This is a genomic window from Bradyrhizobium sp. Ken01 (genome assembly GCF_055807355.1).
The window spans coordinates 1-18,569 of record NZ_JBVVPC010000045.1; the positions used below are offsets into that span (position 1 = coordinate 1).

General features: G+C 64.6%; 19 protein-coding genes. 13 read left to right on the top strand and 6 right to left on the bottom strand.

From position 1 onward, the window contains the following. The 3 genes from AC0L3S_RS31180 to AC0L3S_RS31190 form a co-directional block, all read right to left on the bottom strand. The coding region (locus AC0L3S_RS31180; RefSeq protein ID WP_473280321.1) for an electron transfer flavoprotein subunit beta/FixA family protein at nucleotides 1-389 on the bottom strand (389 nt) is incomplete at its 3' end. Between the two features lie 125 nt (nucleotides 390-514). Further along, a complete protein-coding gene (locus AC0L3S_RS31185; protein ID WP_247285810.1) occupies nucleotides 515-1,087 on the bottom strand; it encodes a cob(I)yrinic acid a,c-diamide adenosyltransferase in 573 nt (190 codons plus the stop codon). 1 nt (nucleotide 1,088) lies between these two features. Beyond that, on the bottom strand, nucleotides 1,089-1,283 hold the full coding sequence (locus AC0L3S_RS31190) for a twin transmembrane helix small protein (protein WP_035974492.1): 195 nt from the start codon (nucleotides 1,281-1,283) through the stop codon (nucleotides 1,089-1,091). A gap of 204 nt (nucleotides 1,284-1,487) precedes the next feature. Here AC0L3S_RS31190 and AC0L3S_RS31195 point away from each other — a divergent pair, with 204 nt between their 5' ends. Continuing rightward, entirely contained in the window at nucleotides 1,488-2,381 is an 894-nt protein-coding gene (locus AC0L3S_RS31195; protein ID WP_473263827.1) for a YihY/virulence factor BrkB family protein, read from the top strand. Here AC0L3S_RS31195 and AC0L3S_RS31200 read toward each other — a convergent pair. Then, nucleotides 2,308-3,609, bottom strand: coding sequence for an ATP-binding protein (locus AC0L3S_RS31200; protein WP_473283481.1), 1,302 nt, complete (start codon nucleotides 3,607-3,609; stop codon nucleotides 2,308-2,310). The two genes, AC0L3S_RS31195 and AC0L3S_RS31200, sit on opposite strands and share 74 nt — an antisense overlap. A 103-nt stretch (nucleotides 3,610-3,712) precedes the next feature. Continuing rightward, nucleotides 3,713-4,585: a tRNA glutamyl-Q(34) synthetase GluQRS gene (gene gluQRS / locus AC0L3S_RS31205; RefSeq protein WP_473283483.1), complete on the bottom strand. Its 873-nt coding sequence runs from the start codon at nucleotides 4,583-4,585 to the stop codon at nucleotides 3,713-3,715. 112 nt (nucleotides 4,586-4,697) lie between these two features. Here gluQRS and AC0L3S_RS31210 point away from each other — a divergent pair, with 112 nt between their 5' ends. Continuing rightward, complete coding sequence (locus tag AC0L3S_RS31210) at nucleotides 4,698-5,351, top strand: DNA-3-methyladenine glycosylase family protein (RefSeq protein ID WP_473263830.1); 654 nt, start codon at nucleotides 4,698-4,700, stop codon at nucleotides 5,349-5,351. On the opposite strand, the gene AC0L3S_RS31215 is transcribed toward AC0L3S_RS31210, so the two are convergent. Beyond that, a complete protein-coding gene (locus AC0L3S_RS31215) occupies nucleotides 5,348-6,235 on the bottom strand; it encodes a LysR family transcriptional regulator (protein WP_473283485.1) in 888 nt (295 codons plus the stop codon). The genes AC0L3S_RS31210 and AC0L3S_RS31215 overlap by 4 nt on opposite strands. Before the next feature lie 174 nt (nucleotides 6,236-6,409). Between AC0L3S_RS31215 and AC0L3S_RS31220 the strand changes: the two genes are divergently transcribed. The 11 genes from AC0L3S_RS31220 to AC0L3S_RS31270 all read left to right on the top strand — a co-directional run bounded on the left by AC0L3S_RS31220 (nucleotide 6,410) and on the right by AC0L3S_RS31270 (nucleotide 18,554). Beyond that, the gene (locus tag AC0L3S_RS31220) at nucleotides 6,410-7,384 is read left to right on the top strand and encodes an NAD(P)H-dependent flavin oxidoreductase (RefSeq protein ID WP_473263832.1); all 975 of its coding nucleotides are present in this window, start codon (nucleotides 6,410-6,412) and stop codon (nucleotides 7,382-7,384) included. Between the two features lie 33 nt (nucleotides 7,385-7,417). Continuing rightward, nucleotides 7,418-8,602: an ABC transporter substrate-binding protein gene (locus tag AC0L3S_RS31225; RefSeq protein ID WP_473283487.1), complete on the top strand. Its 1,185-nt coding sequence runs from the start codon at nucleotides 7,418-7,420 to the stop codon at nucleotides 8,600-8,602. Between the two features lie 22 nt (nucleotides 8,603-8,624). Beyond that, nucleotides 8,625-10,133 carry an acyl-CoA synthetase gene (locus AC0L3S_RS31230; RefSeq protein ID WP_473283489.1) on the top strand — a complete coding sequence of 503 codons (1,509 nt, stop codon included), beginning with the start codon at nucleotides 8,625-8,627 and terminating at the stop codon, nucleotides 10,131-10,133. A 223-nt stretch (nucleotides 10,134-10,356) separates the two neighbouring features. Further along, nucleotides 10,357-10,677 (top strand): PepSY domain-containing protein, encoded by a 321-nt coding sequence (locus AC0L3S_RS31235; RefSeq protein ID WP_007615326.1) that lies wholly within the window; start codon nucleotides 10,357-10,359, stop codon nucleotides 10,675-10,677. Between the two features lie 12 nt (nucleotides 10,678-10,689). After that, a complete protein-coding gene (locus tag AC0L3S_RS31240) occupies nucleotides 10,690-11,319 on the top strand; it encodes a hypothetical protein (RefSeq protein ID WP_473283491.1) in 630 nt (209 codons plus the stop codon). A 232-nt stretch (nucleotides 11,320-11,551) separates the two neighbouring features. Continuing rightward, entirely contained in the window at nucleotides 11,552-13,315 is a 1,764-nt protein-coding gene (locus AC0L3S_RS31245) for a flavin-containing monooxygenase (RefSeq protein WP_473283493.1), read from the top strand. A gap of 126 nt (nucleotides 13,316-13,441) precedes the next feature. Beyond that, nucleotides 13,442-14,419 (top strand): peptidyl-alpha-hydroxyglycine alpha-amidating lyase family protein, encoded by a 978-nt coding sequence (locus AC0L3S_RS31250; RefSeq protein WP_473283495.1) that lies wholly within the window; start codon nucleotides 13,442-13,444, stop codon nucleotides 14,417-14,419. 214 nt (nucleotides 14,420-14,633) lie between these two features. Next, nucleotides 14,634-15,191 carry an HNH endonuclease gene (locus tag AC0L3S_RS31255; protein WP_007597381.1) on the top strand — a complete coding sequence of 186 codons (558 nt, stop codon included), beginning with the start codon at nucleotides 14,634-14,636 and terminating at the stop codon, nucleotides 15,189-15,191. Nucleotides 15,192-15,547: 356 nt separating this feature from the next. Next, entirely contained in the window at nucleotides 15,548-15,769 is a 222-nt protein-coding gene (locus AC0L3S_RS31260) for a dodecin (protein WP_473263838.1), read from the top strand. A 167-nt stretch (nucleotides 15,770-15,936) separates the two neighbouring features. Beyond that, nucleotides 15,937-17,841 carry a sensor domain-containing diguanylate cyclase gene (locus AC0L3S_RS31265; RefSeq protein ID WP_473283497.1) on the top strand — a complete coding sequence of 635 codons (1,905 nt, stop codon included), beginning with the start codon at nucleotides 15,937-15,939 and terminating at the stop codon, nucleotides 17,839-17,841. 65 nt (nucleotides 17,842-17,906) lie between these two features. Next, nucleotides 17,907-18,554, top strand: a complete 648-nt coding sequence (locus AC0L3S_RS31270; protein ID WP_473283499.1) for an HAD family hydrolase — start codon at nucleotides 17,907-17,909, stop codon at nucleotides 18,552-18,554. Nucleotides 18,555-18,569 lie beyond the last annotated feature (15 nt).

Consider the following 18,569-nt stretch of genomic DNA (forward strand, 5'->3'; position numbering starts at 1 on the left):
ATCTGGCCGGTCTGATTGCTGTCGTCGTCGATCGCCTGCTTGCCGAGAATGATCAGGCCCGGCTGCTCTTCGTCCGCGATCTTCTTCAGGATCTTGGCGACGGCGAGCGGCTCGACCGCGCCCTCGGCCTTCACCAGGATGCCGCGATCGGCGCCCATGGCGAGACCGGTGCGGATCGTTTCCGACGCCTGCGCCGGTCCGATGGAGACCACCACGACTTCGGTCGCCTTGCCGGCTTCCTTCAGGCGCAGCGCTTCCTCGACCGCAATTTCGTCGAACGGGTTCATCGACATTTTGACGTTGGCGAGTTCAACGCCCGATCCATCGCTCTTGACGCGGACCTTGACGTTGTAATCGACCACCCGCTTTACCGGCACCAAGACCTTCATCGATCCTCTTTCACTCAATCTGGGAGGGGATTTATCAACTGGCGCGGAACCTAAAGGCCTGATCCGGCCCGGTCAACGCGCGAAGGGGTCTAATTTTGGCGCCCAGAAATGCGCCGCCTGATGGGTCAGCGATTCTGGCCCGGAACCCAAAGCACGTCGCCGGCGCCGTCGTCGTTACTGGCGCGGCTGGCCACGAACAGGAAGTCTGACAGGCGGTTCATATACTGGATGCCAGCGGCACCAACAGGCTCTTCCGGCCGGGCCGCCAGTTCCACCATCACGCGTTCCGCCCTGCGGCAAATCGTACGGGCGACATGGAGGTAGGCTGCGGCTGGCGTCCCGCCCGGCAGCACGAAGGAGGTCAGGGGTGCCAGCTTGTCGTTGAGCGCGTCGATGTCGCGCTCGAGCCGCTCGACCTGGCTCGCCACCACCCGCAGCCGCTCCGCCTTGCCCTCACGTTCGGGCACCGCGAGGTCCGCGCCGAGGTCGAACAGATCGTTCTGGATGCGGCCAAGCATCGCGTCGAGCTCGGGCGCATCCCTGGTGTGAAGCCGGACCACGCCGATCGCAGCATTGGTCTCGTCGACCGTGCCATAGGCCTCGATGCGCAGATCGTATTTCGGCCGGCGCTCGCCCGAGCCGAGCGCTGTCGTGCCGTCGTCACCGGTTTTCGTATAGATGCGGTTGAGCACGACCATGTTAACGCCCCATCGCCCACACGGCGACCATCGCGATGACGATCGCCACGAACTGAAGCAGCACGCGCCAGCGCATCAGCTTCTGCGAGGTGTTGGGCGAGCCGCCGCGCATCATGTTGATGAGACCGAGCAGCAGCACCAACGCCACGGCGCCGGCCGCGATCGGCAGGATGAAAGTACTCAGGAGAGATGCCATTCGAGGGTAGATAACACCCTGCGCGCCGGTCCGCCATGGCGTTCCCGATCTGGCTTTTAAGCCAATAATATCAGAAGCTAGCTGGATGAATCCGGATTTGCGCGAACTGCCCATCCTCTTCGCCTCTCCCGACTTGCGGGAAGAGGCCGGAATACGCTCCCCGCGCGCGGGAAGCGGCAGCGGCAACAGCAGTGCAGGTGGCGCGTGAAGGCAGTCCGCACCGTCTACCTTGTCGTAATGGACGCGTTCTACACGTTCCTTGCCGATGACGGCTGGGCGATCGCGAGCCACATCGCGCTGTCGACGCTGATGGCGCTGTTCCCGTTCCTGATCGTGCTGACCTCGCTCGCCGGCTTCTTCGGCTCCAAGGAACTCGCCGATCAGGCGGCCAGCCTGATGCTCCAGGTCTGGCCCAAGCAGGTCGCGGATTCGATCTCGGGGGAAGTCCACGACGTGCTGACCACGACCCGCACCGGCCTATTTACCATCGGTGCGGTGCTGTCGGTCTACTTCGCCTCCAACGGCGTCGAGGCGCTGCGGGTCGCGCTCAACCGCGCCTATGCGGTCGTGGAGATGCGGCCCTGGTACTGGCTACGGCTGGAATCGATCGCATACACGCTGATTGCGGCCTTCACCGCGCTCGCCATGGCATTCCTGATCGTGCTCGGGCCGCTGCTCATCGAGGCCGCGCGTGCGCACATTCCGCTATTCGTTGAATCCAACGAGAGGATCCTCACCTGGCTGCGCTACGGCATCACCGTCGCCGCGTTGGTGGTGGCGCTGATGATCCTGCATACCTGGCTGCCGGCGGGACGGCGCCGGTTCCTCCAGATCCTGCCCGGCATCGTCTTCACCATCGTGGCGTCGCTGATCTCGGGCATCGTGTTCGGCCAGTACCTCGCGCGCTTCGCCAACAATTACGTGACGATGTATGCGGGGCTCGCCTCGGTGATCATCGCGCTGGTGTTCCTGTATTTCATCGCCGCGATCTTCGTTTTCGGCGGCGAGCTCAATGCCGCGATCATCAAGTCGCGGCTTCCTCACGGCGTGTCGCTGCAAGCAGCGCAGTCGCTAGCGCCCGCGGAGACACAGGCTTGACCAGAAATGCGTCGGCGCCGGCCTCGCGTGAAGCGACTTCGTCTTCGCCGCGACCGGACACCCCGATGATGGGGATCTGAGCCAGCGGCGTCGCCATGGTGCGGATCCGCCTGATCGCCTCGACGCCATTGATGCCCGGCAGCACCATATCCATCAGCACCGCGTCGAAGGCGCCCTGCGCGAGCCGGTTCACCGCGTCCTCGCCGCGCCCGATGAATTCGGCATGATGACCGAGCTCGGTCAGGATGGTGTTGAGCACGACGCGGCCGAACGGATTGTCCTCGACGCTGAGCAAGCGCAACGCCGGGACCGCATCCATCTCGGCTTCGCCCTTCGACTTGCGGGACTTGCCCGATCCCGTGGCACACACCGACACCGTCAACGTGAAGGTGGCGCCGCCGCCGGGCCGAGGGGCAACCGTGATGTCGCCGCCCATCGCGCGCGCCAGTTGCTTCACCGACGACAGGCCCAGGCCGGCGCCGCCGAAGCGCGAGGCAATGGTGACGTTGGCTTGGGTAAACGGCCGGAACAACCGCTTGATCTCGGCCATGGTGAGGCCAATGCCGCTGTCGGACACGGCGAAGGCGACGCCGATGCTGCCTTTGCCCTTGGCTTTGCCTCTGCTCTTGGTCTTGTCCTTGCTCTTGGCGGAACGCCAAGGCGCGACCGTGAGCGCCACGCCGCCGTGCTCGGTGAATTTCACGGCATTGTCGATCAGGTTCTCGAGCGCGGCGCGCAGGCGGACGGGATCACCGACCACCAGCCCGGGCAGATTCTCTGAGATATCGACCTCGGCTTGGAGACCCTTGGCTGCGGCGCGACCGGCCAGCGAATCGCCGGCGTTGCGGGCAAGGGTCCGCAGGTCGAACAAATCCTGCCGCAGCGTGCTTCCACCTCCGACGCCCTTGCCGGTCCCCTTGCCGGTTCTGGCGGCATCGACGAACAGGGTGGCAAGGTTCGCCAGATGCTCGGCACCGGCCTTGATCGTGTCGGCCCAGCGTCTTTCCCGCTCACCGAGATCCGAAGTCGCGAGCAGATCGCTGATCGCGAGAATGCCGGTCAGTGGGGTGCGGACCTCATGGGCAAAGGCGGCAAGCGCAGCCTGGACGACGTCCGGCTCGACCCGCTTGGTGCTGCGCTTGCGCAACCGGGCGGCCGGCCCGGAGCGCTTCCGAGCCACTCGCTTGGACGTCCCCGTAGTGCGCGCTGCGCGCGTTTTCGCCGCCATAACTCCCCTTCGAAGTATCCCCTTCGAACCCGGGCCGTCAGGTGAGCATGGCACGGCGGAACACCCGGAGTCACGGCGGCGTTTGGCTAACCCCCAGAGAAACTTAACCTAATCCCACCAGCTGGCGGATACCGGCCGGCGTGGCGCCGGCAGCACGCAATTCACGTAGGCCGGTCGAGTTGGTTGATTTCGACAGCTTCCGGCCGGCCTCGTCACGAAGTAGCCCATGGTGGCGGTAGACGGGTTCCGGCAGGCCGAGCAGAACCTGGAGCAGACGGTGGACCGAAGTGGCGTGGAACAGGTCCTGGCCCCGCACGATCTCGCTGATGGCCTGGAGCGCATCGTCGACAACAACGGACAGATGATAGCTGGTCGGCGTCTCCTTGCGGCCCACAATGACGTCGCCCCAGGCTTCTGGCCGCGCCGGGACGACGCCGCGCTCACCATCGGGCCCCTCGCCCAGTTCGTTCCAGCTCAGGCCGGCGGCGCGGCGGCAGGCTCCCGCCATGTCGAGCCGAAGCGCATAAGGCGCGCCGGTGTCGATGAGGCGGTCGCGCTCGTCGGCGGACAGCGATCTGGCGGCGCCGGGATAGAGCGGCGCGCCGTCCGGATCGCGCGGCCACGGCCCATCCGCTTCACGCGCCGCAACCTGCCTTGCGATCTCGGCGCGGCTTTCGAAGGCGGGATAGACCAGGCCGAGCGCCGAGAGCCTGTCCAGTGCCGCCCGATACGCGTCGAGATGCTCCGACTGCCGCCGCACCGGCATCTCCCAGGCGATGCCGAGCCAGGCGAGGTCTTCGTCAATCGCTGTCTCATATTCCGGCCGGCAACGCGTCGCGTCGATGTCCTCGATCCGCAGCAAGAGCCGCCCACTCGTCTCGCGCGCGCGGTCGGAATTCAACAGCGCTGAATAGGCGTGGCCAAGGTGCAGGTAGCCGTTCGGACTGGGGGCAAATCGGAAAACGGGTGGCGACATATGCACAAATCTCGTCATGGCCGGACTTACCCGATCATCCATCTTCCAACACTCTGTTACGATAGGAGATGGATGCGCGGGTCAAGTCCGCGCAGGACGAGTTGAGCAAGCAATGACCATCCACCTCGAGACCCAGTCCGACCTCGAAGAAGCCGTCCACGCGCTGGTCAAGCGCGATCCGCGCCTGAAGCCCGTGCTGGCGACTGCCGGCATGCCGACGTTGCGGCGGCGCGAGCCGGGCTTTGCGGGGATTGCCCACATTGTCTGCGGGCAACAGCTCTCGACCGCAAGCGCCGCGGCGATCTGGGGACGGCTGTCGGCTGCCTTCGATCCGTTCGACCATGACGCGGTGCGACGCGCGCGCACCGACCGATTGGGGCGGCTCGGCCTGTCCGCCGCCAAGATCAAGACGCTGAAACATCTCGCGCGCGAGATCACCGCACAGCGGCTGAACCTCGACGTGCTCGCCGAAGAAGACGCCGATGCCGCGCATCACACGCTGATCGCACTGCCCGGCATCGGCCCCTGGACCGCGGACGTCTATCTGCTGTTCTGCCTCGGCCATGGCGACGCCTGGCCGGCCGGCGACCTCGCCGTGCAGGAAGGCATTCGCATCGGGCTCGGCTTGCAGGCGCGGCCAACGGAGAAGCAGATGGCGCCGCTCGCCGAACCCTGGCGCCCCCTGCGCGGTGCGGCGGCGCATCTATGGTGGAGCTATTATCGCGCGGTGAAAAAACGCGAGGGCGTCATCGCGGGATCAGCTTAGCCCCGCAACCCAACGCGATCGGTCCGGGCGCAATCGGCGACGAAGTCGACCACGGCCCGCACCGCCGGCAGATCGACGAGGTCGGGATGGGCGAGCAGCCAAAGGTCCGCCACGCTGGCGAGCTTCTGCGGCGCGACGCGCACGAGATCGGGATAGCTTTCGGCGACAAAACACGACAGGGCGGAGATTCCGAGTCCGGCGCGGACCGCCGCCAGCATGTCGCCCTGCGACGAGCAGCGCATCACCACCCTGGCCTGACGCGTGACGACGTCGCTCCAGCGCGCAAGCTGGACGTTAGAGGTCTGATCGGCGAAACCGATGACGCTGTGCCCCTTCCACTCGCCGCGCCGTTCCGGCAAGGACCGCCCGCCGGTGTAGTCGCGCGAGGCGTAAAATCCCGTGCCGAGACGGCCGATCTTGCGGCCGACCAGATTTTCCTCGCCGCTGTCAAAGGGCCGCAGCACCACGTCCGCCTCGCGCCGGCGTACGCTGGCCGGAAACGGATGGGTGATGATCTCGAGCTGGACGTGATCATGCGCGCGCAGGAAAGCAGGCAGGCGCGGCATCAGCCAATGCGAGGCCAGCGTCGCGCCGATCGACAGCTTGACGGTACCACGCGCCTTGTGCCCTCCGGCCGAGACGGCCGTCTCCGCCCGCAGCGCGGCCGCCGCCATCGCCTCGGCGTGCTCGCGCAGTGTCCGTCCATCCGCGGTCAGCGCCAGACCGTCGGCGGCGCGTGCCACCAGCCTGGTGCCGAGCTGGGCTTCCAGCGCCGCGATCTTGCGGCTTACGGTGGGATGGCTGCTGTGCAGCCGGCGTGCCGCGCCGGTGAAGCTGCCGGTCTCGGCGACCGCGACGAAGGTCTTGCAAAGGTCCCAGTCCATGCGCGGCCTCTGTTCAAATCTGAATAGTCATGCGTTCAATATTGAACGATCGGAGGCCGCACTCCAACCCTATAATGGCGTCAAATGAACATGGGCGGCAACTCGCCCGCGACGATCAACAGGGAAACGCCTCGTGATCCGCCTGCCGGCGGGCTGCGTTTCCGGGAGGACATCATGGCGCTGCCGGCTCTCTTGAAGGATTCGCTCGAGCTGCCCGTGGTCGGCTCGCCGCTCTTCCTCGTCTCCGGCCCCGAGCTGGTGATCGCCCAGTGCAAGGCCGGTGTTGTCGGCTCGTTTCCGGCGCTCAATGCCCGTCCGGTGGAAAAGCTCGACGAGTGGCTGAGCCGCATCGAGGACGAACTCGGCGAATACAAATCGCGCAATCCCGGCAAGAAGGTCGCACCCTACGCCGTCAACCAGATCTGCCACGCCTCCAACGACCGGCTGATGAAGGACATGGAGACCTGTGTGAAGCACAGGGCGCCCATCATCATCACCTCGCTGCGGCCGCCCGCCGAACTCGTCGAGGCCGCACATTCCTACGGCGGCCTCGTGTTCCACGACGTCATCAACGTCAAGCACGCGCGCAAGGCCGCCGAGCAGGGCGTCGACGGCCTGATTCTGGTCTGCGCAGGCGCTGGAGGACATGCAGGAACGCTCTCGCCTTTCGCGCTGGTACGTGAGGTCAAGCAATGGTTCGACGGCGCGATCCTGCTGTCGGGCGCAATCAGCGACGGCTTCGCAATCGCCTCCGCGCTGACGCTGGGCGCCGACCTCGCCTATATCGGTACGCGCTTCATCGCGACGAAGGAAGCCAACGCTGACGAAGCCTACAAGTCCGCGCTGACACAGCACGCCGCGCACGACATCGTCTACACCAACCTCTTCACCGGCGTGCACGGCAACTATCTCGGCCCTTCGATTGCCGCGGCCGGGCTCGATCCGGACAATCTGCCGGCCGCCGACAAGACGAAGATGAATTTCGGCTCCGGCGGCAACATGAAGTCCAAGGCGTGGCGCGACATCTGGGGCTCGGGCCAGGGTATCGGCCAGATCGCCGACGCGCCGCCGGTCGCCGAGCTCGTCGACCGGATGAAACGGGAATTCGACCAGGCCCGACAGGATTTCCTGATGCGCGCCAGCGCCTAAAGGCTCGGACCGACAACAAAACGGGAGGACACCATGAAGCTGACAGCCGCACTGATCGGCATGTCGTTGCTGACGCTCGCTGGCGGTAGCGCCCATGCCGAAGGCAGCGACGAGATTCGCATCGGGCAGACCCTGCCCTATAGCGGTCCGGCCTCCGGCTTCGGCGCGATCGGACGGACGCAGGAAGCCTTCTTCGAGAAGGTCAATGCCGAAGGCGGCATCAACGGCCGCAAGGTCAAGTTCATCACGCTGGACGACGCCTATTCGCCGCCCAAGACCGTCGAGCAGACCCGCAAGCTGGTGGAGCAAGAGGAGGTGCTGATGATGTTCGGCTCGCTCGGCACCGCTACCAACAGCGCCGTGCAGCGCTATCTTAACGCCAAGAAGGTGCCGCAGCTGTTCGTGCTCTCGGGCGCCACCAAATGGGCGGATCCACAGAAGAACCCGTGGACGATGCCGGGCATGGCGGCCTACGAATCCGAAGGCGTGGTCTATGCCAAGTACATTTTGCAGACCAAGCCGGATGCCAAGATCGCGATCCTCTCGCAGAACGACGATTTCGGCCGCGACTATGTCGCGGGGTTCAAGCGCGCGCTCGGGACCAAGGCCGCAAACATGATCGTGGCGGAAGCAAGCTATGAGACCAGCGCGCCGACGATCAGTTCGCAGCTCTCGACCTTGAAGGCATCAGGCGCCAACGTGCTGTTCGGCGTCGTGCTCGGCAAGTTCACCTCGCAGATGGTCAAGGGCGTGGCCGAGATCGGCTGGAAGCCGGAGCTGTTCTTCGTGCCGACCTCGGCGTCGTCGATCTCTTTCCTGGAACCGGCAGGGCTCGACAACGCGGTCGGCCTGATCTCGTCCAGCAACCAGAAGGACACGATGGACCCGCAATGGGCCGACGATGCCGGCGTGAAGGAATATTTCGCCTTCATGAAGCGCTACATGCCGACCGCGGACCTCTCCAACTCCAACTACGCCGCGGGCTATCACTATGCCACGCTGCTGATGACGGTGCTGAAGGCGTGCAGGGATGATATCAGCCGCGACAACATCATGCGACAGGCGGCCTCGTTGAAGGATGTGAAGCTGCCGCTGCTGCTGCCGGGAATGGCTGTTACGACCGGCCCCGACGACTATCTGCCGTTCCAGCAGCTTCAGCTCCGGCGCTTCAACGGCAAGAGCTGGGTCGGCTTCGGCGACGTGCTGGATGATCGCTAGACGAGCGGGATGAGGAGACGCCATGATCATCAGCGGCGAACGCCAGATCAGCTATGACGACATCCGGGCCCGGATCAGGCGGGCGATGAGCGGCTTCCGCGCTCTGGGGCTTGCCGAGGCCGCGCCGGTCGCGATGATGCTGCGCAACGATTTCGCCCTGTTCGAGGTGGTTGCGGCCTCGGCCGCGCTGGGAAGTCCGGTGGTGCCGATCAACTGGCATTTGAAGGCCGAAGAGGTCCGTTACATCCTGGCCGACAGCGGGGCGAAGATCCTGGTCTGCCATGCCGATTTGCTGCCGCAGATCCGCGACGGCATACCGGCGGATGTCCTTCTCCTGGTCGTCGCGACCCCGCCCGAACTCGCAGCGACCTTCTCGATCCCTCGCGAGCTGACCGAGATCCCGGTGGGACTGACCGATTGGGACCGCTGGCGCGACGACCATCCGCAAGCGCAGGAGCCGCCGCGGCGGGCCGCAGCGATGATCTACACATCGGGCACCACGGGCATGCCGAAGGGCGTGCGGCGCATGCCGATGCAGCCCGAACAGGCGGCCGCCTCGGAACGTGTGGGCGGGATCGCCTACGGCATCAAGCCGCGGGACAACCAAATCGTGCTGATCAACGGGCCGATGTATCACTCGGCGCCGCATTCCTACGGCATGCTGGCGTTCCGCAGCGCTTGCACCATCGTCCTCCAGGCGCGGTTCGATGCCGAGGAGCTGCTGGCGCTGATCGAGCGCCACCGCGTCACGCACATTCACATGGTACCGACCATGTTCGTCCGGCTGCTGCGGTTGCCCGACGCGGTCAGGCAGCGTTACGACCTGTCGTCGCTGCGCTTCGTCGTGCACGGCGCCGCGCCCTGCCCGCCGGACGTCAAGCGCGCCATGATCGACTGGTGGGGACCGGTCATCAACGAATATTTCGGCTCCACGGAGACCGGGATCCCGGTGTGGCACTCGGCCGAGGAAGCACTGAAGAAGCCCGGCACGGTCGGCCGCGCCATCGAAGGCGGCATCGTCAGGATCTTCCGCGATGACGGCAGCCCGTGCGGTGCCAATGAAGTCGGCGAAATCTACATGCGCCAGACGGCGGTGCCCGATTTCGACTATCACGGCAGATCGGGGGCAAGGGCCGAGGCCGGCCGTGACGGCCTCGTCAGCGTCGGCGACGTCGGTTACCTCGACGAGGACGGCTATCTGTTCCTGTGCGACCGCAAGCGCGACATGGTGATCTCCGGCGGCGTCAACATCTATCCCGCCGAGATCGAGAACCTTCTGATTGGAATGCCCGGCGTGCGCGACTGTGCCGTGTTCGGCATCCCCGACGCGGAATTCGGCGAACGGCTGTGCGCCTTTGTCGAGCCTGAATCGGATGCCGAGCTCTCGGCCGACGCCGTCCGATCGTTCCTGCGCGAGCGGCTTGCCAATTTCAAGGTGCCGAAGAACGTCGAATTCCGCGACGCGCTGCCGCGCGAGGCAACGGGAAAGATTTTCAAGCGCAAGCTGCGGGAGCCCTATTGGGCGACGTGAGCCGGGAGCTCACTTTCGGCCCATGATCGATGCCAGCCGAGCTTATCGAATACAAACTTCTCGCGCAAAGTGCAGACCGCATAAACGGGAAAGAGCGGCAATCGTTCCTGGATTCTTGAGAATTCGAGAACGTTGAATCCACGCGCTTCGATTTCCGAGCTGCCGCAACCAATTCGAATCTCGTCTGTTGTCGACCGGCACAATCACTGCCGGAGGATAAACTATGTCACGTCTAATTTCGCTCGCTGCGGCTGTCCTGCTGCTCGGATCAATGCCCGTAAGCGCACAGTCGCAAAAGGCACAAAGCGGCCCGGGCAACAACGCCGTCAACAGCTCTGATCACAACAACTCCAACGCACCCGTCGCAGGCCGCAACAGCTTCACCGAGGGACAGGCGAAGTCGAAGATCGAGGGCGCGGGCTATTCCAATGTGTCCGGCCTGAAAAAGGACGACAACGGCGTCTGGCGCGGCAAGGCCGACAAGGCCGGCACCAAGGCGGACGTGAGTGTCGATTTCCAGGGCAACGTGAACCCCGCCAAGTAAGGAGGATAAAACATGACCACCACCATTTCTCGACTCTATGACACCTATTCGGATGCGGAACGTGCGGTCAGGCGTCTGGAGGCCGCGGGCGTGCCGCACTCCGACATCAGCATCGTCGCGAACAACTCCGATAATTGGTACGGCTCATCCACCGGCAAGGTCGACCGTGATCGCGACGGGGTCGACGATCGCGCCGAAGGCGCCGGCACGGGTGCCGGCATCGGCGCGGGCCTCGGAAGCGCGGCGGGCCTGCTTGCAGGACTTGGCTTGCTGGCGATTCCCGGACTCGGCCCGGTGGTTGCTGCCGGATGGCTGGCTTCGACCGCAGTTGGTGCCGCGGCCGGCGCCGCGACAGGCGGCATCGTCGGCGCGCTGACCGAAGCCGGCGTCTCCAAGGATGATGCGTCACGCTACGCAGAAGGTGTCCGTCGCGGCGGAACGCTGGTATCGGCGCGGGTACCCGACCAGGACCGCACGCGTCTCGACGCCCTTCTGCATGAGAAGGCCGTGAACCTGCAGGAACGCAGCACCGCCTGGCAAAAGTCCGGCTGGAACGGCTTCGATGCCGCAAGCCCACCGCTGTCTCCCGACGATGTCGGCCGCGAGCGTGAGCTGTACGGCGCCGGGATGCGTGGCAGATAGGGCGACGCAAGCCAAACCAAAGCACGAGGAGGCTCCACTCAGGTGGAGCCTTTTTCGTCACACACTCCAGTTCGGCGAGCGTGGCCCGGGCATCTCATAACGCTCACGGGCGCATTCCGCCTGAGCAGGGCCACATGCTTTCACTGACCGGGTAAAGCGCTTTCGATGACCCTCTTTCCAGTATAGCGTTCGACCTCAGAGGAAACGCCGCGAAGACGGCACGAGGTCGCGCATGCTGGACAGAACCAAGGATATTGCCGCATCCGCGCAAGCCTGGCTCGACGAATTCGAGCGCACGCTTGGCGCACCTGATGGCGCTGGGCTGGATGGTCTTTTCCTTGCCGACAGTTACTGGCGCGATGTGCTGGCGCTGAGCTGGAATCTGCAAACGCTTGCCGGCGGCGACTTGATCAAACGGGGGCTGACAACGCTCGCGGCAAAGGCCGCGCCGAGCCATTTCAAGATCGCGCCGAACCGGGCTCCACCGCGCTGGATCACGCGTGCCGGGACCAACACGATCGAAGCCATCTTCAATTTCGAAACCGCACTGGGGCGCGGCAGCGGCATCGTCCGGCTCGTGCCCGACGCCGCCGACGGCGACCGCCTGAAAGCGTGGACGCTCCTCACCGCGCTCGACGAGCTCAAGGGCTTCGAGGAGCAGCTCGGCACCTCGCGGCCGCGCGGCCAGGCCTATTCGCGCGACTTCCGTGGACCGAACTGGCTCGACCTGCGCAACGCCGCGCGCGACTATGCCGGTCGCGATCCCGCCGTGCTGGTGGTCGGCGGCGGCCAGGCCGGGCTCGCGATTGCGGCGCGGCTGAAGCAGTTGAACATCGACACCCTGATCGTCGATCGCGAGGCCCGGATCGGGGACAATTGGCGCAAGCGCTATCACGCGCTGACCCTGCACAACCAGGTGCAGGTCAATCATTTGCCCTACATGCCGTTTCCGCCGAGCTGGCCGACCTATATCCCCAAGGACAAGCTCGCCAACTGGTTCGAAGCTTACGTCGACGCGATGGAGCTGAACTTCTGGACCGGCACCGAATTCGAAGGCGGCGCCTACGACGATGCCAAGGGCAATTGGACCGTCACGTTGCGACGCGCCGACGGCAGCAAACGGACCGTGCACCCGCGCCATGTGGTGATGGCAACCGGCGTCAGCGGCATCGCCAATGTGCCTGCTATTCCGACCCTCGATAACTTCAAGGGCACGCTGCTGCATTCGAGCCGCTACGAGGACGGCGAGACCTGGGCAGGCAAACGCGCCATCGTCATCGGCACCGGCAACAGCGGCCACGACATCGCGCAGGATCTTCACTCCAGCGGCGCCGAAGTGACGCTGGTGCAGCGCTCGCCGACGCTGGTCACCAACATCGAGCCGTCGGCCCAACTCGCTTATGCGACCTACAATGAGGGCACGATCGAGGACAACGATCTGATCGCGACCTCGATGCCGACGCCGCTGGCGAAGAAGACCCATGTGATGCTAACGGAGCAGTCGAAGCAGCTTGATAAGGAGCTGCTTGACGGCCTTTCCAGCGTCGGCTTCAAGCTCGATTTCGGCGAGGCCGGCACCGGTTGGCAGTTCAAATACCTCACCCGTGGCGGCGGCTATTATTTCAACGTCGGCTGCTCCAACCTCATCGTCGAAGGCGCGATCAAGCTCAGGCAGTTTTCGGACATCGAGGGCTTCGTCGCCGAGGGCGTCCGGATGAAGGACGGCACGACCGTTCCGGCTGACCTGATCGTGCTTTCGACCGGTTACAAGACGCAGGAATATCTGGTGCGGAAACTGTTCGGCGAGGCCGTCGCTGACCGGGTCGGCCCGATCTGGGGCTTTGGCGACGGCCTCGAACTGCGCAACATGTATGTGCGCACTGGGCAGCCCGGCCTCTGGTTCATCGCCGGCAGCCTCGCGCAATGCCGGATCAACTCCAAATATCTGGCGGTCCAGATCAAGGCGATCGAGGAAGGGATTCTGGGGCGGACATGAACACAGCCGTCATTCCGGGGTGCGCGCAGCGCGAACCCGGGATCCATTCCTCCTCGAAAATGCCGTACGACGGATTCCGGGTTCACGCTGCGCGTGCCCCCGAATGACAACAGGAGAGGACATTCAATGCCAGCCATTCTCGGCACCGGCGAGCACCGCTACCGCGTCGTTGAGAACTTCGCAAAGCTGCCGGACCGATGGCAGCTCACCGACGTCGCCTCGGTCGCGGTCGACAGCAAGGACCGCGTCTACGTCTTCAACCGCGGGGCCCATCCGATGGTCGTGCTGGATCGCGAGGGCAACTTCTTGCGCAGTTGGGGCGAAGGCCTGTTCTCGCGCGCCCACGGCCTGCACATCGATGCCGACGACAATCTCTATTGCACCGATGACGGCGACCACACCGTGCGCAAGTGCACCACCGACGGCAAGGTGCTGCTGACGATCGGCATCCCCGAGAAACCGTCGCCGTTCATGAGCGGCGATCCCTTCCACCGCTGTACCCACACTGCACTGTCGCCGAAGGGCGAAATCTACGTCTCCGACGGCTATGGCAATGCGCGTGTGCACAAGTTCACGCCCGACGGCAAGCTGATGACGAGCTGGGGCGAGCCCGGCACCGACCCCGGCCAGTTCAACATCGTGCACAACATCGCCACCGATGGCGACGGCTTTGTCTATGTCGCCGACCGCGAGAACCATCGCGTGCAGGTGTTCGACGGCAACGGCAGGTACGAGACGCAGTGGAACAATCTGCACCGCCCTTGTGCGCTATGCTGCTGCGGTGGCGGCAAGAGCCCGACCTTCGTCATCGGGGAACTCGGCCCCGGCCTCGCGGTCAACCGCAAGGTGCCCAATCTCGGCCCGCGGTTGTCGATTGTGGATGCAAAAGGCAACCGCATCGCGCGGCTCGGCGGCGAGGAAGGCCCGGGCGTTGCGAACGGCAAGTTCCTGGCACCGCACGGCATCGCGCTGGATTCCAGGGGTGACATCTATGTCGGCGAGGTCGGAGTCACCGACTGGAAGACCAGCTTTCCGGACGAGGAGATGCCGGCCGCGGTGCGCGCGACGCGATGTTTGCAGAAGCTGGAGCGGGTGCGGGACTAGCTGCCTCGGCACATCCACGTCGCGCTGTCAGGACGACGCTGCCTCCGCGGCCTCGGACCTGGAAATCATGGCGTTTTGCGCGGTTTGCCACCCCCCGGCCGCATTGCTTGCGCCGGAATAAGTCGCTCAACGGGCTTCACAATCCCGTCACGCTGCATGTAGTATGTCAGTTACGTGCTGCTTCGCAGCGTACATTGGAGGCCAGGAGCGTTACTTGAACGCACATGTCTCGCAAGGCCATTGGCCGGTGTTGGTGCTGAATGCGGACTTCCGGCCGCTGAGTTACTACCCACTGTCTTTGTGGTCGTGGCAGGACGCGATCAAGGCGGTATTCCTCGACCGCGTCAACATCGTCGCGCATTACGATCAGGCGGTCCATAGTCCCACGCTGCAAATGCAGCTGCCGAGCGTCGTCTCGCTCAAATCCTTCGTCAAGCCGACCACGCACCCTGCGTTCACCCGATTCAACGTCTTCCTGCGCGATCGTTTCGCCTGCCAATATTGCGGTTCGCCCGAAGACCTCACCTTCGACCACATCATCCCGCGCAGCAAAGGCGGCCAGACCACCTGGGAGAACGTGGTCGCGGCGTGCTCGCCCTGCAATCTGCGCAAGGGCAATCTCACGCCGGTGCAGGCCAAGATGTTTCCACGCCAGCACGCGTTCGCGCCGACCGTGCACCAGCTCCACCGCAACGGCCGCCTGTTCCCACCGAACTATCTGCACGACAGCTGGCTGGACTACCTCTACTGGGATACGGAGCTGGATCCGTAAGGGAGCGCCGAACTGCGGCACCAATCTCGGCTCCGCGCGTCAGGCTGCGGTCCGCGGAGTTGAGCCTCTACACCCGCTGCAAGGCAAGCGTCTCCCGAGCGTGAGTGCAAGCGCTGCTCATTCGCGGGAGCCAAGCGGCTTGTCATGGATGATTGCGGCGGAGACCACGCTGATCACGAGAACGATCAGCATGCCTGTCGATGCAGACGGAGCGTCTCGAACCAGGTGAGCTGGCAGATCTCAAAGGACGGAACTTGAAGCGCCGGCGCCCGTTCAAAGCCGAGGCCAGACGTTTCCACAGGCGCCGATTGTCGGCGACACGCCACACTGCCACAGCACAAGAGGGGAGACTTGCGATGCCCACAGCCGAGCACGATCACGTCTACAAGATCCTGGAACTGGTCGGATCGTCCGAGACCTCGATCGAGGACGCGATCAAGAACGCGGTCAGCCGGGCCGCCAAGACCGTTCGCGAGATGAAATGGTTCGAGGTGGTGCAAACGCGCGGCCATATCGAGAACGGTGCCGTGCGCCACTACCAGGTTACGCTGCGCGTCGGCTTCACGCTGGATGAATGAGGCAGAAAGGCCAGGCGAAACCGACGCCCGAGGCCAGCCTGGTTAGCTCGACAATAGCCCGTCAATTATCGAGGACTGTTCCGACCGGAAGCGCACAATCCGCACGGATGTTGCAACAGGCCGTTAAGGCCAAAGTGGGAGGTTTGCGCCGGAATGGAGCAAGCCTGATGGCCACGGGCCGCGAACTCGGAAAGACGCGCCTTCCGCTCTGGGCGGCGGGTTTCGTCATACTGACCTGCTTCGCCATCCTCGGCTTGAGCGGCTGGCGCGAATGGGAAACCCGCAACGCCGAACTCAGGAACGCCGAGATCGACGTCGCCAATCTGGCGCATTCGCTGATCCAGCACGCGGACGACACGTTCGAACTCGTTGATACGATCCTCGTAGGCCTGGTCCATCGGCTCGAAATCGACGGGACGGGTCCGGACACGATTACCAAGCTTCAGGCCTATCTGCCGACACGGAAATCATCGGATCGCATCCGCGGGATCTTCGTTTATGACGCGACCGGGCAGTGGCTTGCCACGACCGAGCACCTCGACTTCTCCAAGCTCAACAACAGCGACCGCGAATATTTCCAGCGCCATCGCGACTCTCCGGAAACGGGCACGCTGATCGGACCGCCCGTCAAGAGCCGATCCGGTGGACAATGGATCATCACCGCATCTCGCCGGATCAACGATGCCGACGGTGGCTTTGCCGGCGTTGCCCTGCTCACGATCGACGTCGGCTATTTCGTCAAGTTCTACGAACGGTTCGACATCGGTCCAAACGGCTCGACATCGCTGCTCAACAATGGCGGCATTTTGCTGGCACGCAGCCGCGATGATGTTGCCGCCTTCGTCGGGCGTGACCTGTCCAGTACGCCGTTGTTTAGGGATTGGGAAAGCCGTCCCGCCGCGGCGGTCTACTATTTCAAATCACCGCTCGATGGCGTGCAGCGGCTGAGCTATTACCAGCGCAGCAGCCGCTATCCTCTGATGGTGCTCGCGAGCAAGTCGCGGGACGACGTGCTGGCGCCCTGGCGGCGCGCTGCCGCCGCGCGCACGACCTTCGTCCTCGGCCTCGTGCTGCTAATCGCGGTGATCGGCTTCTACCTGGTCCGTCAGCTCGCGCAGCGGCAGCGCATGGCCCAGGCCCTCGTCGTCAACGAAGCAAACTTCCGCCTGTTGGCCGAGCAATCCAGCGACATGGTGACCCGGATCGGGCTGGACAACCGGCTGCTCTACGTTTCTCCCTCGTGCGTACGCATCACGGGCTGGTCCTCCGAGGAGCTGCTGGCCACCTCGGCACTGGCGGGCATTCACGCCGACGACATGGAGCGCGTCGAGCAGGCCATCGCTGCGCTCAGGAATGGCGAGGCCGAGGAGGCGCGGTTCGTCTATCGCCAGCGTCATCGCGACAAGGGCGAGATCTGGGCGGAGGCTGCCTTGCACGTGACCCTGGCGTCGGACAGCGGCGAGATCGACGGCGTCGTCGCGGTGGTGCGCGACATGACCGAGCAGAAGGATCTTCAGGACAAGCTCGCCTCGCTTGCAACGACCGACGGCCTCACCGGCCTCGCCAACCGGCGCGCCTTCGACGAGCGTCTCGTGGACGAATGGGCGCGCGCAAGGCGCGACGGCACCCAGCTCTCGCTCCTGCTGATCGATGTCGACCATTTCAAGAAGTTCAACGACCATTACGGACATCCGGCGGGCGACGGGTGCCTGCGCGCGCTGGGCCGGATGCTATCAGCCCACACCAAGCGCCCAGCCGACCTCGCGGCGCGCTACGGTGGCGAAGAATTCGCCGTGCTGTTGCCGAACACCGGCCCCGAGGGCTGCGCCGAGGTCGGCGAAGCAATTCGCAAGGCGCTGCACGATCTCGCCATTCTGCATGCGCAAAGTCCCCCCTCGCGCCTCGTGACCGCAAGCGTTGGCGGCGCGACGAGTCTTCCGTCTCAAACCACGACGGACTGCAGCACGCTGGTCGTCGCCGCCGATCGCGCGCTCTACGCCGCCAAGGACAACGGCCGTGACCGGCTGGTGATGTCGGGGCAGGTCGTTCCCTGGCCCGCCAGGAGCGCGTGACGGATCGACCGTTGCCTCGGATTGTCGCCTGCGCTCCAGCGCGGTATGGCTTGGATCACGGCCGGATGTTCGGCCAATCCGAGAGTGCTGCTGTGGCTGGTAGAATAAAACTCATCCTCTTCGACATGGACAATGTCCTCTGCGACTACGACAGGGCAAAGCGTGTCGCATCGCTGGCGAAGGTTGCCGGGACCACGAGCGAATCCGTCCACAAGGCGATCTGGGACAGCGGCTTCGAGCTGCTCGGCGATTCCGGCACTCTCGATGCCGCGGAGTATTTGCAGGGTTTCGGTGACCGCATCGGCTATCCGCTGTCATTGGACGAGTGGATCGAGGCGCGACGCCGTTCGATGCAGGCCGATCGTGCGATGCTGGAGATTGCCGGCAGCTTGCGGCAAACCGTCGACGTTGCCGTCCTGACCAACAACACCACGCTGGTCGCCGACCATATCGCTGCGCTGCTGCCGGAATTGCCGCCGCTGTTCGGCTCGCGAATCTACGCCTCGGCCCGGTTCAAGACGGCGAAGCCGGACCCGGGCTGCTTCCGCCTTTGTCTGTCGGAGCTCGACGTCAAACCGGAGAGCGTCCTGTTCGTCGACGATCTCATGCCCAACGTCGCCGGCGCGCGAGAGGCGGGTCTGTTCGCGCATCACCACACCTCGGTTGAGACTTTCAGGCGGACCCTTTCGGAGCACGGCCTGCTTCACGCATGAATGCGCGCTCCGCAT